Origin of the sequence: Nostoc spongiaeforme FACHB-130 (genome assembly GCF_014698475.1) — a bacterium.
Lineage (GTDB): Bacteria > Cyanobacteriota > Cyanobacteriia > Cyanobacteriales > Nostocaceae > Nostoc_B > Nostoc_B spongiaeforme.
Map to the genome: position 1 here is coordinate 1 of NZ_JACJTB010000029.1, position 13,953 is coordinate 13,953.

Annotated in this window: 11 protein-coding genes; 6 read left to right on the forward strand and 5 right to left on the reverse strand. The window is 41.4% G+C overall.

The window, feature by feature from the left end; genetic code table 11:
• Window positions 1-368 precede the first annotated feature (368 nt).
• Window positions 369-2,714, forward strand: coding sequence for a PhoX family protein (locus H6G74_RS19620; RefSeq protein ID WP_190969270.1), 2,346 nt, complete (start codon window positions 369-371; stop codon window positions 2,712-2,714).
• Window positions 2,715-2,777: 63 nt separating this feature from the next.
• On the opposite strand, the gene H6G74_RS19625 is transcribed toward H6G74_RS19620, so the two are convergent.
• Together H6G74_RS19625 and H6G74_RS19630 are read right to left on the reverse strand one after the other, a co-directional pair.
• Window positions 2,778-3,335, reverse strand: coding sequence for a PEP-CTERM sorting domain-containing protein (locus H6G74_RS19625; RefSeq protein ID WP_190969271.1), 558 nt, complete (start codon window positions 3,333-3,335; stop codon window positions 2,778-2,780).
• Window positions 3,336-3,562: 227 nt separating this feature from the next.
• Window positions 3,563-5,542, reverse strand: a complete 1,980-nt coding sequence (locus H6G74_RS19630; RefSeq protein ID WP_190969272.1) for a sensor histidine kinase — start codon at window positions 5,540-5,542, stop codon at window positions 3,563-3,565.
• Between the two features lie 301 nt (window positions 5,543-5,843).
• Between H6G74_RS19630 and H6G74_RS19635 the strand changes: the two genes are divergently transcribed.
• On the forward strand, window positions 5,844-6,539 hold the full coding sequence (locus tag H6G74_RS19635) for a RibD family protein (protein WP_190969273.1): 696 nt from the start codon (window positions 5,844-5,846) through the stop codon (window positions 6,537-6,539).
• A gap of 64 nt (window positions 6,540-6,603) precedes the next feature.
• Window positions 6,604-7,785, forward strand: a complete 1,182-nt coding sequence (locus tag H6G74_RS19640) for a GNAT family N-acetyltransferase (RefSeq protein WP_190969274.1) — start codon at window positions 6,604-6,606, stop codon at window positions 7,783-7,785.
• Window positions 7,786-7,838: 53 nt separating this feature from the next.
• Here H6G74_RS19640 and H6G74_RS19645 read toward each other — a convergent pair whose 3' ends face one another.
• Complete coding sequence (locus H6G74_RS19645; protein ID WP_190969275.1) at window positions 7,839-8,972, reverse strand: tetratricopeptide repeat protein; 1,134 nt, start codon at window positions 8,970-8,972, stop codon at window positions 7,839-7,841.
• A gap of 544 nt (window positions 8,973-9,516) precedes the next feature.
• Here H6G74_RS19645 and H6G74_RS19650 point away from each other — a divergent pair.
• Window positions 9,517-9,729, forward strand: a complete 213-nt coding sequence (locus H6G74_RS19650; protein WP_190969276.1) for a chlorophyll a/b-binding protein — start codon at window positions 9,517-9,519, stop codon at window positions 9,727-9,729.
• Window positions 9,730-9,790: 61 nt separating this feature from the next.
• Complete coding sequence (locus tag H6G74_RS19655) at window positions 9,791-10,030, forward strand: hypothetical protein (protein ID WP_190669703.1); 240 nt, start codon at window positions 9,791-9,793, stop codon at window positions 10,028-10,030.
• Window positions 10,031-10,245: 215 nt separating this feature from the next.
• Here the strand turns inward: H6G74_RS19655 and queA are convergent, their stop codons facing one another.
• Window positions 10,246-11,385, reverse strand: a complete 1,140-nt coding sequence (queA, locus tag H6G74_RS19660) for a tRNA preQ1(34) S-adenosylmethionine ribosyltransferase-isomerase QueA (protein WP_190969277.1) — start codon at window positions 11,383-11,385, stop codon at window positions 10,246-10,248.
• 220 nt (window positions 11,386-11,605) lie between these two features.
• Here queA and H6G74_RS19665 point away from each other — a divergent pair, with 220 nt between their 5' ends.
• Window positions 11,606-11,995, forward strand: a complete 390-nt coding sequence (locus H6G74_RS19665) for a hypothetical protein (RefSeq protein WP_190969335.1) — start codon at window positions 11,606-11,608, stop codon at window positions 11,993-11,995.
• A gap of 104 nt (window positions 11,996-12,099) precedes the next feature.
• Here H6G74_RS19665 and H6G74_RS19670 read toward each other — a convergent pair whose 3' ends face one another.
• On the reverse strand, window positions 12,100-13,923 hold the full coding sequence (locus H6G74_RS19670) for a DUF389 domain-containing protein (protein ID WP_190969278.1): 1,824 nt from the start codon (window positions 13,921-13,923) through the stop codon (window positions 12,100-12,102).
• Window positions 13,924-13,953 lie beyond the last annotated feature (30 nt).

Consider the following 13,953-nt stretch of genomic DNA (forward strand, 5'->3'; position numbering starts at 1 on the left):
TCAACAGGGTCGAACCGTCTACCATATTCATTGGGAGACCTCAAGCTTTGGTGTCGTTACCTTTATCTTGTGGTTTCCCCTTCTTTTTTGCTACCCCATCTCACATAAGGCGTAAATTATGATTATAAACATATTCATAATTTTTAGTTAACCATTATATAACCTACTAATAATTATTGGTAATTAGCTTAAGTGAAAGCTGGGATATAGTGTGAAACTTTAATGAAAATCTCAGTGTTAACCTGTGCTTTCAAGCAGGGTTACTAAAGTTTGAAACTGGAAAAACTCACATAAATTGAGTTATTTTTTCAGCTTGGAAAAGAGTTGGTTACTAGTAAATTTCTCCTGATACAACAGAGGAAAATTTGATGTCTACATTAAGTCGAAGACAACTTCTTATATTTTTTGGTGGCAGTACTGCGGCTGCTGTATTGGGAGACAAACTTTTAACAGGTTTGTCCAGTGTCGCCGAGGCAACAACAACTCCACTAAGCTTTACACCAGTCCGATTACCGCATCCTTTACCGATTTACCAAAATCAGCCTAGTTTTTTACCAACAGGAATTGGACAAGGACAAGTAGTTGCAGCTTCTAGCAGTCCCAATTTGCCTAGCTACAACGTTATCGATGATGTGATTGTACCCCCAGAATATGAGCGTTATATCATCGTCAGTTGGGGCGATCGCGTATTTCCTAACTCTGATGATTATGTCGGTTACAACTGCGATTACACTGGTTTCATTCCTCTGGGCAGAACCTTAGATGAAGGCTATTTATGGATTAACCATGAGTATGTGAGTTTTCCCTTTTCTGGTTTTGCACCCGAAGCTCCGGCTGATGTCCAAGCACTCACCACAAGCTTTCCTACAGTCATCGGTCGCTCTTTACCGACAACCAGAAACATCGAAGTAGAGGGAGAATTTTTATATAACTTGGGTGGTTCGATTATTCGTGTTTCTCGCCGCAATAGTGCTAGACGTTATACCGTAGTTCGCGGAGATAGCCGAAATCGCCGAATTCATGGTTTATCTGGTTTGGGAATTAACCGCGAAAGAACGGATAGCTACAACACTGTCACAAGTTGGGGCAGTCTCAGCCACCAGCAAGGCGACCAAAATTATTTAATTGGTACTGGCCCGGCTGCAACCCAAGTTTTCCCCCTAAGTGCTGATGGCTTAGGTAACAGAATTATCGGTACTGCTTACAACTGTTCTGGCGGAACAACACCTTGGGGAACCATTTTAACAGCAGAAGAAAACTTCCAAGGTAGTTCAGCCTTTTTTGTGGGTGTCACAGAAGCAGTTCAACCCAATGGTACTCAAACAGCTTACTCCAATGGTACAACTGGACAGACTTTTGGTTTAGTTGGTGAAAAATATGGCTGGATGGTAGAAATTGACCCAGCTAACCCGAATTTTCGTCCCCGCAAACACTCATGGTTGGGTCGTTTCCGCCATGAAAATATTGCTATACGTGCGGAAGCTCGTAAGAGATTAGTCGCCTATATGGGTGATGATAGACGTGGTGGACATACATGGAAATTTGTGAGTACAAATGTTGTCACTTCACCAACTAGTAAAGCCAATAGCGATTTGTGGGAACGAGGGACTTTATATGTAGCTCGTTACAATCCAGATGGTACAGGTGAATGGATACCTTTATTATTAGATACTCGCACCAATCCAATTTCTCCTTCAGTACTTTCTTCTGTAGAATTTGCGGCTTTGGGTACAGCGCAAACTAATGGTCGTTTACCACTACCTAGACGTAATGGTGTGGCTGGACAGACTGTTGATGGTGGAGCATTTAATTGCGATCGCACTAACGAAGCCACAGCGTTACCCGATTATCAAAATAGAACACTCAGAAATTTCTACACTAGCCAAGGTGCAGTTCTCTGCGATGCGTTCCTCGCTGCCAACTTGATTGGGGGAACTCCTACAGCTCGTCCCGAAGATTTAGAAGTGCATCCCGTCACTAGAGAAGTGTTCATTGCTTATACCGATGGTGCGCCTGGTAGTGATGGTTATCCTGATTCTCGGATTTTCCAAGTGGCTAAGTTAAGTGCTGCTGTTGATGCTACTCAACAATCAGGTGGACTGTACAAAATTATTGAAGACAGTGCCGATGGTACAGGACTAACCTTTAGATGGCAAAGATTTGCTCAAGGTGGTGAAGCTGGAGCAGATGATGGTGCTGGTTTTGCCAATGTCGATAACTTGGTATTTGACAATCAAGCCAATGTTTGGGGTGTAACGGATATGTCCACCAGCACTCACAATGGTTTCAACGTGGGTGCGGCTGGTAATCCAACAACTATCAATCACACAAGTACTGGTAATATTTCCAATTTTACAGGTGTTTTTGGTAACAACTGGTTGTTCTTTATCCCTACCAGCGGCAGCAATGCTGGAAAAGTTATGCCTTTTGCTTATGGGCCTGTGCGCTGTGAGATGACAGGGCCGACCTTTGTGGGTGATACCCTGATCATTTCCGTCCAGCATCCTGGTGAAGATTGTCCAATTAATGATGGTACAGTTCTTAGCCGCTCAATAGAAATGCTGGCTTTGGATGGCACACTGTTCAATCAGACTCGTACTGTTCCCCGTGGTAGTAGCTGGCCTAGCAATATTCAAGGTCAACCCCAAGGCGTTCCTCGTCCATCGGTCATTGGGATTCAACGCCGCAACCCCATTAATGGCAGATTTGTCTAGATAAGGTTCAGTAGCAGGAGTTTTATTGATTAGGGTGGCTAGAATCATAGCCACCCTACTTTTTTATTGTGTTACTGATGCTTTTTTCTTACGATTTGCCCATAATCCTGTCGCTGTAGCGATCGCTGTTCCCACAAGCGCCAAGGGTTCGGGAACTTTAGTGTAAGTCACTGTGCCTGTTTCTATAGTGGATGTCAAGTCAGCACTGACAATACTATAAAATCGATTGCCACCAGTTGAGGGACTATTAGCATCGCCAATGAAAAATTGATCTTCTACTAGGTAGCTGAGTCCAACAAAATTGCCATTATTAAAGCTAACGATGGGTGCAATTCCGGCGGGAAAATCAAAGTCATCAGCTTCTGTATAGCGAGTACCAAGATAATCAAACACAACAGATAGCAATCCATTGCTGACATCGAGATTTTCTGCGCCCACACCAGTTAAGTTGGTGTCATCATATCTGAATGAACCGCTATATTGACCAGGGTTAGCACCAGAAGTCACATCAGCAGTGAAATTATAATTAAATACTGCTGCCTGTGTTGGCTTAACTTCAACAGTTGCTAAAGATAAGGCGATCGCTAAACTAGCAACGCCTAAGTATTGAGTTGATTTCATCAGACTAAGCTCCAAAGCTCAAAAGTAAATATTGTGGCAATATCACTTAAATAAACTTTGAAGTTATCTTTAGAGGTTAAGAAAAATAGAATAAAAGGTTAAGCCGTTTTTGCCTAATACCAATTCTGTATGAAGATTCACAGAATCTTAAGAAATGAACCGCCAAGAGCGCCAAGGATATAGAGTTTATCACTATGGTTCTAGAATTTTTTATCTGTTGCAGATGCTCAACTTTTGAAGAGATTTTCTACTAATGGTAGTTGATAGTTATCTAACTGAGATTGTGCGGCTTGAGTTTCGTCAAAAGAATCTACCTCTGGAATTTCCGCTTCTTCAGAGGTAGGTTTAAAATTTTCCCCGTTCTCACTATCTATAATTGGCAAGGTAATCTTAACCGTGGTTCCCTGATTTAGCCCCGGACTTTCTAGGGAAATGCTACCACCCATGAGTTCAATTAAGTTGCGAGAAATTGCCAGTCCTAATCCTGTACCATCAAACTTACGTGTTGAGCCACCATCTATCCGTACAAAGGGACGAAATAATTTGTGTTGTTGAGATGGTTCAATTCCTAAACCTGTATCGGTGACAGAAACAATCACTTGCGAATGGCTATTACTATGTTCAATCATGGCAGCGATCGCAATACTGCCTTCATCAGTAAACTTAGTAGCATTACCAATAATATTAATTAATACTTGTCGCAGTTTGGCTGCATCTGCCTTGACTGGAATTGGCTCATCACCCAAAGTTGTTTTTAACTGTAAGCCTTTTTGCTGCACATTCACTGATTGGATATTAATCACCTCCAACAGTGTTTGTCGCAAATCCATTGGGACGGAAACCACAGAAAGTTTCCCGGCTTCAATTTTAGAAATATCCAGTAAGTCGTTAATAATCCCTAGCAAGTGAATGGCGGTTTCGTCAGCGCGTTTGAGAAATTCCATTTCCTCATCGCGGCTATCGCACATATCTTCTCGTACGAGGCGCACACAATTAATAATAATGTTCAGGGGGTTACGCAACTCATGAGAAGTTGTCGCCAAAAACTGACTTTTAATTTGGTTGGCTGTTTTAGCTTCTTTCCAAGCACTTTCTAATTCTTCCGCCCAAGCTTTCAGCCTGTCAAACATTTGGTCAATTGCTTGTGCTAGTTGATTAAACTCCCGAATTTTAAAAGTCTGTGGTACTGTTTGGGCTACATGATGACTGTGAATGTTCAGCACATAATCCCGCAATTCTTCTACAGGCCCGGCTAAATAAGGAGCCAAGTATAAAGATGCTAACAAAGTTGCACCAATCAAACCCACTGTTAGCACAATCAAAATCAGTTTAATTTCTTCTAAACCAAACAGGGCATTATCTACACTGGTAACAGCTAAAATAATCCATTGTGGCGGTTGTTTGGCGATCGGATTGCTAATTACACTATAGCCAGCAACTAATTCTTTGCCTTCTTGAAACGATAAGTTGACAGAGTTGCTTTGACCTGTCATTGCATTTTGAATAATACTTTGCAACCTATCGGCATCAGGGTATTCTTGAATATTGCTGTTAATTCTCTCTGGTATTGGATGTGCCAAGATTGTGCCATCGTCAGCAATTACTAATGTAGAACCTGTGAGTGAGCCTGGGAGATTTTTGGTGTGCTTGTATAGCGATGACTGGACACTCAAGACATACTTTAGCTGCTTAGTTGGATTGTAAACTGGGGCAGAGAGAACCATTTGCAGCTGATTTTCTGTGTCTCTTTGACCAGTTTTACCTGCTTTGGGGGGTAGTACTGGATTGATTTCAAATCGACTGTCAGTTACAAAGGGTAGTTTCGGTTCTCTGATGGGTTTGTCACCACAACTACTAGCAATGATATTGCCGTTTTCTAAATCAGCTAATTGTAAACATTCAACGTAGGTTGGTAATTCTTGAATTATCTGACTGATAAAGTCTTTGACTTCAGCCTCTGAACCTGTTCGTAATACCGATGTTTCACTAGCCATTAATAAACTGGTTTTGAGACTAGCAATCTCATCAGCTATTTTCTTTCCTTTGAAAACCGCACTTTCTGTCAGATTTTGGCGTGCAGTTTTTAGCAAGCTAGAACGCGCTTTATTTAAAGCCACAAGTTCTCCCAGTAATAACACTGGGACAAACAGCAGCAAAATTCTTGTTACTAAAATACGTCTAAACGACGATTGACGGGACTTAGCCATCGGGTGTCTCACTGTCTCACTTCACATCTGCAAACCACAACAGCAAACAATATGCAATTAGATTAGCTAAATGAGACATTTTGTTACGTTGGGAGGGGTTTATTGACGATCCCTAACAGTATCAAACATTGAATGTACAAAAAGAAATATCGTATACCAAAACTCTTATGTGCTAGATGTAATCGCGGCTTATGTTGCATAACAGTACAGTAATGAAATTGGTAAACAGTAGCTTGCTGTGCAAAGATTTTTTACAATCGACACAATAGCAAGAAAATCCTCAGACTATCAAACCAACCCAATGACGCAACATCGTCCTCATACCGCAGTAGTTTTGGCAATGAGTGCAGATGGCAAAATAGCAGATTTTAGGCGATTGCCTGCTCGATTTGGCTCTGGGGCAGATAAAGCACACCTAGAAGCACAAATCGCTGCCTCTGATGCCGTTCTTTTTGGTGCTGGTACACTGCGTGCTTACGGTACGACAATTACCGTATCACATCCAACACTGCTGCAACATCGAATCAAAGCGGGGAAGACTCCCCAGCCGGTTCATATAGTGATTACACAGTCTGCGGATTTTAATCCGGAAATCAAGTTTTTTAACCAGCCTATCCCACGTTGGTTATTGACAACAACAGTGGGAGCAACGATTTGGCAAAAACGCCCAGAATTTTTTGAACAGATTTTTGTTTTTGAAACCTCAACTGGAAAAATTGACACTGCTGCTTTTTTGCAGCATTTGGCATCTATAGATATAACACGCCTAGCGGTCTTAGGTGGCGGACAATTAGTAGCTTCTATGGTTCACTTAGATTTAATAGACGAATTTTGGCTGACTGTCTGCCCGTTGATTTTAGGTGGGACGACAGCACCCACGTCAGTAGAAGGACAGGGATTTCTAGCGAATCTAGCTCCTCGGCTCAAACTTTTGGAAGTTAAGCAAGTTGAGCAAGAGGTCTTTCTACACTATCAAGTGCAACGAACATTAGACTAAGAAAAGTGTGAAGTCTGGCAAATCCATTTCACACTTCACACTTCATACTTCATCCTTGAAAAAGATGGTGGAACAACTTAAGCCGCGCTATTCTGTTGCCTGGATTAATAAAATTGCCGAAGTCCCGCAAAATGCCTGGGATGCTTTAGCACTGTCATTGAAAACTCCGTTTTTGGAGTGGCAATGGTTAAAAAATTTGGAAACTTCCCATAGTGCTACAGATAAAACTGGTTGGTTGCCAAATCACTTAACTTTGTGGCGAGACAAAACCTTGATTGCAGCTGCGCCTTTATATTTAAAAGGGCATAGTTATGGTGAATTTGTTTTTGATCATCAATGGGCAGAATTAAGCGATCGCATCGGTGTGCAGTATTATCCTAAACTCTTGGGTATGGCTCCCTTTACACCGGCTGAAGGTTATCGCTTCTTAATCGCGCTAGGAGAAGATGAAGACGAAATCACCGCCATGATGGTGCATGAAATTGACAGTTTCTGCAATAAATACCGCATTTCTGGGTGTCACTTTCTCTATGTTGATCCTGAATGGCGACCAGTTTTGGAACGCAACGGGTTTAGTTCTTGGTTGCACCACAGCTATATTTGGGAAAATACCGGATTTAATAATTTTGATGATTACTTAGGAGTTTTTAACGCCAATCAGCGCCGGAATATCAAGCGGGAACGGAAAGCCGTGGAAAAGGCGGGTTTACGACTAAAACCTATCACTGGTGATGACATCCCTAAATCTTTGTTTCCCTTGATGTACCAGTTTTACGCCGATACTTGTGATAAGTTTGGCTGGTGGGGCAGTAAGTATTTAACAAAGCAATTTTTTGAACAGCTACACGCCGATTATCGCCATCGGGTGGTGTTTTTTGCCGCCTATAGCGAACATGACAATCGTCACCCAGTGGGAATGTCTTTTTGCCTTTATAAAGGTGATAGATTGTATGGGCGTTATTGGGGGAGTTTTCAAGAAATCGATTGCCTGCATTTTGATGCTTGCTATTACACACCAATTGAGTGGGCGATCGCTAATAATATCCAATTATTCGATCCCGGTGCAGGTGGTAGACACAAAAAACGCCGTGGATTTCCGGCTACACCCAATTACAGCCTACATCGCTTTTATAATCAGCGTCTGGCGCAAATTCTACTTCCATATATTAAAGAAGTAAATCAACTAGAACAGCAGGAAATTACCGCCATTAATGAGGAAATGCCATTTAGTCAGAAACAAGTATAAAGTATGAAGTCTGAAGTATAAATTTCATACTTCAAACTTCACACTTCATACTTTTATTTACTCTCTTGTCCAAAAGAAACTGGCACATCTCCAGGGTTAGCTGGTGTTCCTTCAGGTGTTGTGGGGGTGGGTTGTTCTGGTGTCGCTACATTTTCAGTTGGTGCGGGTTTTTTACCTGCTTGACGCTGTTGTTGTTCTTGTAACTTCTGTTGGGCGATTTGCTGGGTAATTTGCTGCATTAGTTGTTCAACTTTGGCAGTTTGTTCGGTATTACCTTGTGTGCGGTAGTTATTCAGAGCATTTTTCAAGGCTGCATTTGCTTTTTTGAGTTCGCCCTGATTATATAAAGTGATGCCTAAGTTATGGTAGGCGACAGCATCTTTGGAGTTTTGGCGAATGGCTTGTTTATAAACATTAATTGCCTCCGCCGTCTGCCCTTGGACTACCAGCAAACCAGCCATATTATTGTAGGCGACTGTATTTTTGGGGTTGAGTTGGATAACTTGACGATAAGCTGCGATCGCATCTTCTAATTTGCCTTGTTCTTGCAGCGCGATCGCTAAGTTAAAAAAGGTATTCTCATTACCACTATCAAGATTAGCCGCTTGTTGGTAAGCTGCGATCGCTTCTTGCGGTTGTCCTAGTTCCTGTAGTAATACACCCAAGTTATACTGGGCTGTTGCTATTTTGGGATCTATAACTATAGCTTGGCGGTAAGCGGTGACAGCAGCTTCTTTCTGTCCTTGTCGTTGTAACACTAACCCCAAGTTGTAATAAACCTCACTTTGATTGGGGTTCATTCTAATCGCCTCGCCATATTCTTGCACTGCTGCATCCAGGCGATTTTGTCTTAACAGAATATTCCCTAAATAATTCCGCGCCATCCCAATATTTGGGTCACGTTCCAAGGCTTGACGAAAGGCAGATTCCGCACCGTCTAAATCTTTGCGGTTATATAGCGTCACTCCTTTTTGGTAAAAAATAGCTGCATCCAAATCTTGGGAGATCACATTCTCTGCTAGTAACCGACTTCCTGGTAAATTCATTACTGATGGTGCAGCCAACACCAAAAACGCCGAGGCCGCTGAGATGATGGTTAAATGCGACTTCCGCCAATTAATCACTTGGTGAAACGCCATCTGAGGAAAGCCGCAATACCACTGACGAATTTGATGGTGTTTATACATAATTAGCAGCCTGTATTGTAGTGAGTTCTATATGTCAGAGTACCCACTACAGCCGGAAAAATTAAAAATGCCAGATGAATAAAACAGGACTGACGCACAAAGTTTTTCTATTCACATCTTGTACCAAGCGACTGAAGTCACGGCTACACCGACAAAACCACTTGATTTTAGGTTAGTCCGCGTTCAGCTTTGCTGTTGCCGCAGGCTAGGCGGACTTTGTTCTTATAGCCGCGAATTCCATTCGTCGGGGCGTTGCAAGATATGTGTCTATGGAGACTGGGTGTAAAGGTGAAAGGGTTTTGGATACATGCACTCCTACAGGGAAGTCGAAATTCAAAAGTCAGAGAATTTTTGACTTTTAACTTTTGACTTGATTTTGCCCCTATACCCCTTCACCTCCGCAAAATCTTGATTTTTGTCTGAGTACGGTATTTACAACCTCGTTTAGTATGGCTTACACCACAAATACTTTTTGTCAATACATTGCAAATATTATTTACATTCTGTTATATTTAGTTACATAAACCAGCTAAGGAAAAAAGAGATGATCAGCAAAAGCTTCACCATGAATGAACTCGGTCAACTCAACAACTATGCAATTGAACCAAAAGTTTATGTAGAAGAAACCCCACGAGTTGGTTTTACCGAGTATGCAGAGAAACTCAATGGGCGTTTGGCAATGATTGGTTTTGTCTCAATCATCGCTGTAGAAATCATCACCGGACATAGCTTAATCGGTTGGCTAACAAACCTGTAGATAAGTTTGACTATTTTAGAATTTGACTCAATCAACAAATAGAAATTTAATGAGACAATTTATGAGAACTGATTTTGATTTTCCTAAAAAAGATATGATTGGATCTGTGGTTTTTCGCCCTGATTTCAACAACTTTGAAACAATCAATGTTAACCAAGCTTGGTCACTATTTTTTAGTAAAGGTCAAGATGACAAAACATTAGGTCAAAACGTTGAATTAGGTAGGTTTTTCACTAACCTGATAATTGCTATGGTCACTGTAGGCAGCCTCTGGGAAACATTTTTCAGTAATGTAGGTTAAGCAGTTGGTTTTTGTTAGTCAATTGAATAGATTAAAAAGAAGCCCTATGTTATCACTAGGGCTTCTTTTTAATTTTGATGTAATAATTCAGGGTTTATTTATTCACATTTTGCACCTAGTGACTGAAGTCGCGGCTACAGGGAAAAACCCTTAATTTAATGTTAGTCTGTGTAGGCGGACTTTGTTTTTATAGCCGCGAATTTCATTCGTCGGGGCTAGATGCTGGCTGGCAAAATTAGCATCGCATCACCAAAGGAATAGAAACGATATCGAGAGGCGATCGCTTCTTGGTATATTTGCAATAATCTTGGTCTGCCAATTAAAGCACTCACCAGCATCAACAAACTCGAACGCGGTAGGTGAAAATTAGTAATTAACCCATCTACTACCCGCCATTGATAGCCAGGGTAAATAAATAAGTTGGTTTTGCCACAAAATGGTTGTAACTCGCCAGACTGCGCCGCACCTTCTAAAGAGCGTACTACTGTTGTACCAACTGCAATAATTCTGCCCCCAGCAGCTTTTGTGGCGCGGATTTGTTCGACTGTAGCCGCAGGGACTTCAATCCATTCTTCGTGCATTTCATGGGTGGTGACATCTTCTACTTCCACAGGGCGAAATGTCCCGACACCAACATGCAGTGTCACAAATGCTTGATGGATATTGCGATCGCGCAATTTTTCGAGTAATTCTGGAGTAAAGTGTAACCCAGCCGTGGGTGCAGCGATCGCACCTGGTTGTTCGGCGTAGACTGTTTGATATTGTTCATCAGCTGCGGCTGTAGTGGTGATATAAGGCGGTAAAGGAATTTCACCAAAGTTATCTAACAGTTCTACCAAAGATTTTCCTGGCGGTACATCAAATTGCAACAACCGCCCGCCAGTCGCCGCATCATTTTCTAAAACTGTAGCGGTTAGCTGGGGAGTCGAGGAATTTTTACCAGAAAAAATAATCTGTGAGCCTAATTTAAACCGCTTTCCTGGTTTGACTAAAGCTAACCAACAATTATTTTGCCTCTCTTCTAACAGCAATACTTCAATTTCTGCCCCTGTAGATTTATTCCCGTACAGTCTGGCGGGGATAACTTTTGTATTATTCATCACTAACAAATCCCCAGGGCGCAGGAGTTCTGGTAAATCGCGGAAGATGTGGTGTAGGGGGGCTAAATTTTTACCTGTGGCGTTAGAGTTGACTACTAATAAGCGAGAACTATCTCTAGGAACTACCGGATTTTGAGCAATTAGTTCTGGCGGTAGTATGTAGTCATAGCCAGTTAAGGAACAATCTAACTGTCTGTTTTCTACTCCTGTATCTGTAACTTTATTAAAATTTTCTTTTGTTATTGCTGGCTCCATTGAAGGTTATGCTAATTTTTACGGGTTTATTTGATATTTTCTAAGGAAAACACCATTTCATTCATAGAGTTTTCCAACGGACATCATTAGGTAATACCTAATGATGGATTGTAAATTGGGTAAAACTCCCCATTCAAAGACGGGGGCTTCTACCCTACCGGGAAAGTGTTCTATTGAGGATGATAGAAGTGTAGGATTGGCTTTGATCCCAAGCACCAACATGGAATATTTGTATTATCTGGCAAATGCCAGTCTAACACTGAGGGTCGTTCAACATCTGCACGCCACGCCCCAGTTGCCTGTCTCTTTCGTTACAGTTATTCATCAAATAGATGGCTGGGTGGTTAGGATCAAACTTAAATGTCAAATCTCCGCGCAACAGGATGGAGACTTTCGAGCTTTTCTAAATGAATTAGGAATTTGCTACGAGCCACCTATGCGTGTACAAATGGCACTTTGGAGTTTGGAAGCTGGTCAGTCTCCAGTAGACGTAATGCGCCGCTATCAAGTAGCGATCGTCTCTCATGGTAGCTCAGAGAGAGAAGAAATTGAAGCATTCCGCCAACAGTTTGTTCGTGGATTAGGCTACTGTCCAGAAACTTTAGCGTGAAACTGTTGACCGTGTGGCGAATAGCTAATAATTTTTAATTGGTAATTGCTGACAAAAATATTCTAGCAATTACCAATTATGCTTTTATTTGTAGCGGCATGTAGCTAATATGATGAAAGCGGTGTTTGAGATTTATCAATTAATTTTATCTTTAATAAAAAACTACGGTTAGATTCTGTTGTTCCTTCGGATAATGTAATTTGATTGTCTGGGATCTGCAATTGAGAATTTAGATATTTTTGCATAGCTTCAATTCTTTTTTGAGTAATGTCAGTAAGTTCTTTTTTGGCTAAATCAGCCCTTATATCTAGTTGTAAATTTCGCTGCAATTTTAAGATTCTGCCTATACGGTCAAGTAATTGAGTATTAGCAGGTGTCAGTGCTGCTTGATCTGGAGCAAAATTTAGAGAACCTTGCAAAACAGGTATTCTTTGAAATTTGATATTTGCATTTAGTAAACTGAGCCTGTTTCTGACATCATCCACCAGTAAACTTTTCGCATCAGGACTAATCTCACGTTGGCTGAGATAAACTACATTCAAACTTAAAGGTTCTACTGGGTTGTTTGTCATGATTAGCTCGTAGCGTAATAATTCGGCTGGTGATGGCAGTTGGAGATTCTGCAAAGCAGCCTCGGTACTTTGTAAAAAAGCAGCTTGATATTCTGCAATAGTCGGCTGTGGTTTTTCTTCGGGAGGAAGTTCTGGTTTATCTGCTGCGGCTAATTGGGTAATAATATCTTTAGAAGCTGTAGGAATTTCAATTAATTGTAATTGAACGGCATCAGGATTTTTATTTAACCGAGAAGCAATTAACCGAGCAAATTCATTTTTTTCTTCAGGAGTGTATAACTTACTAGTAAATACGCGCATCTGAATTAATAGCTTTTGATTTTGCTCTTGAGCGAAAAACTTGCTAATGTCAGAACGCGGTTGACCATCTATGAAATTAGCAAATTTTTCCCGCCAAAGTTCTGTACCAATTTTGGTAATCTGGTTATTTTGTTGCTTCTGGCTAATTTCTTGTCGCAGTTGCGTGAGAGATTGACTCAAGGGAATGAGAAGAACTAATACTGGAAATAAAATGAGGATAAAACGGCTGGGAAGACTGCCGATAACTTCTAAGCGATTAGAAATTGGTGAGTTTTGGATCAACGACTGGAACCAATGGCTTTCAGGGTCTTCTTCATGCCATTTTCGCACCTGTTGGCGCACAGGCGGCGTGTCAATGTGTAGCAATAAAAAGACAATCATTGCCATGAGGGTAATAGCTGTCAAATTAGTGAGAAAGAGCAACCCTCCGCCACGGGCAATTTGTAAACCATCCGTCAAGTTCAAAGTAGCTGCGATGCCAATACCATAGCCAACAACGCATAAAGGCGGCATGAGCGCAACAGCAATTGATACTCCTGGGATGGAGGTGACAACACCTTTGGGTTCTTTGCTGGTAGCCACTGAACCCAAAGCGCCAGAAAATAGGGCAATTACTAAATCAAGGGAATTGGGACGAGTTCGCGCTAAAATTTCTGCTGTTAGTTCTTTAAAGGGCAGAATTGCCACTAAAATGATTGCAAAAGCGATCGCCACAATGCAACTCAAGCTGAGATTAAGGATGGCGCGTACTGCTAAAATTATGTCTCCCGTAGCAAATGCTAATCCAGTAGCCAGAATTGTTCCCATCAACGGGGAAATTAACATGGCTCCAATAATGACTGCTGGACTATTCAGCACTAGCCCTAAAGTTGCAATTCCAGCAGCGAAGATTACTTGTAACCAATAACTCACATCTTTGAGAGTCACGGAAATCAGTAAGTCGCGGTAAATTTCTTCCTTACGGACTTGAGAAATTCCCAGGTTAATTGTCAGCCAATTCCGAAATCGATTTACCGAATCAAATTTGGGAGTATTTGTCTGCCGAAACTTACCCATAATCTTCCTCACCAGTTAATAAGACTGCAC

Excerpts from the sequence above, each read along its gene's own strand:
- H6G74_RS19670 (WP_190969278.1), bottom strand. The coding sequence starts at position 13,923 with ATGGGTAAGTTTCGGCAGACAAATACTCCCAAATTTGATTCGGTAAAT.
- H6G74_RS19630 (WP_190969272.1), bottom strand. The coding sequence starts at position 5,542 with ATGGCTAAGTCCCGTCAATCGTCGTTTAGACGTATTTTAGTAACAAGA.
- H6G74_RS19650 (WP_190969276.1), top strand. The coding sequence starts at position 9,517 with ATGATCAGCAAAAGCTTCACCATGAATGAACTCGGTCAACTCAACAAC.
- H6G74_RS19645 (WP_190969275.1), bottom strand. The coding sequence starts at position 8,972 with ATGTATAAACACCATCAAATTCGTCAGTGGTATTGCGGCTTTCCTCAG.
- H6G74_RS19665 (WP_190969335.1), top strand. The coding sequence starts at position 11,606 with ATGGAATATTTGTATTATCTGGCAAATGCCAGTCTAACACTGAGGGTC.
- queA (WP_190969277.1), bottom strand. The coding sequence starts at position 11,385 with ATGGAGCCAGCAATAACAAAAGAAAATTTTAATAAAGTTACAGATACA.
- H6G74_RS19625 (WP_190969271.1), bottom strand. The coding sequence starts at position 3,335 with ATGAAATCAACTCAATACTTAGGCGTTGCTAGTTTAGCGATCGCCTTA.
- H6G74_RS19640 (WP_190969274.1), top strand. The coding sequence starts at position 6,604 with ATGGTGGAACAACTTAAGCCGCGCTATTCTGTTGCCTGGATTAATAAA.
- H6G74_RS19635 (WP_190969273.1), top strand. The coding sequence starts at position 5,844 with ATGACGCAACATCGTCCTCATACCGCAGTAGTTTTGGCAATGAGTGCA.
- H6G74_RS19655 (WP_190669703.1), top strand. The coding sequence starts at position 9,791 with ATGAGAACTGATTTTGATTTTCCTAAAAAAGATATGATTGGATCTGTG.
- H6G74_RS19620 (WP_190969270.1), top strand. The coding sequence starts at position 369 with ATGTCTACATTAAGTCGAAGACAACTTCTTATATTTTTTGGTGGCAGT.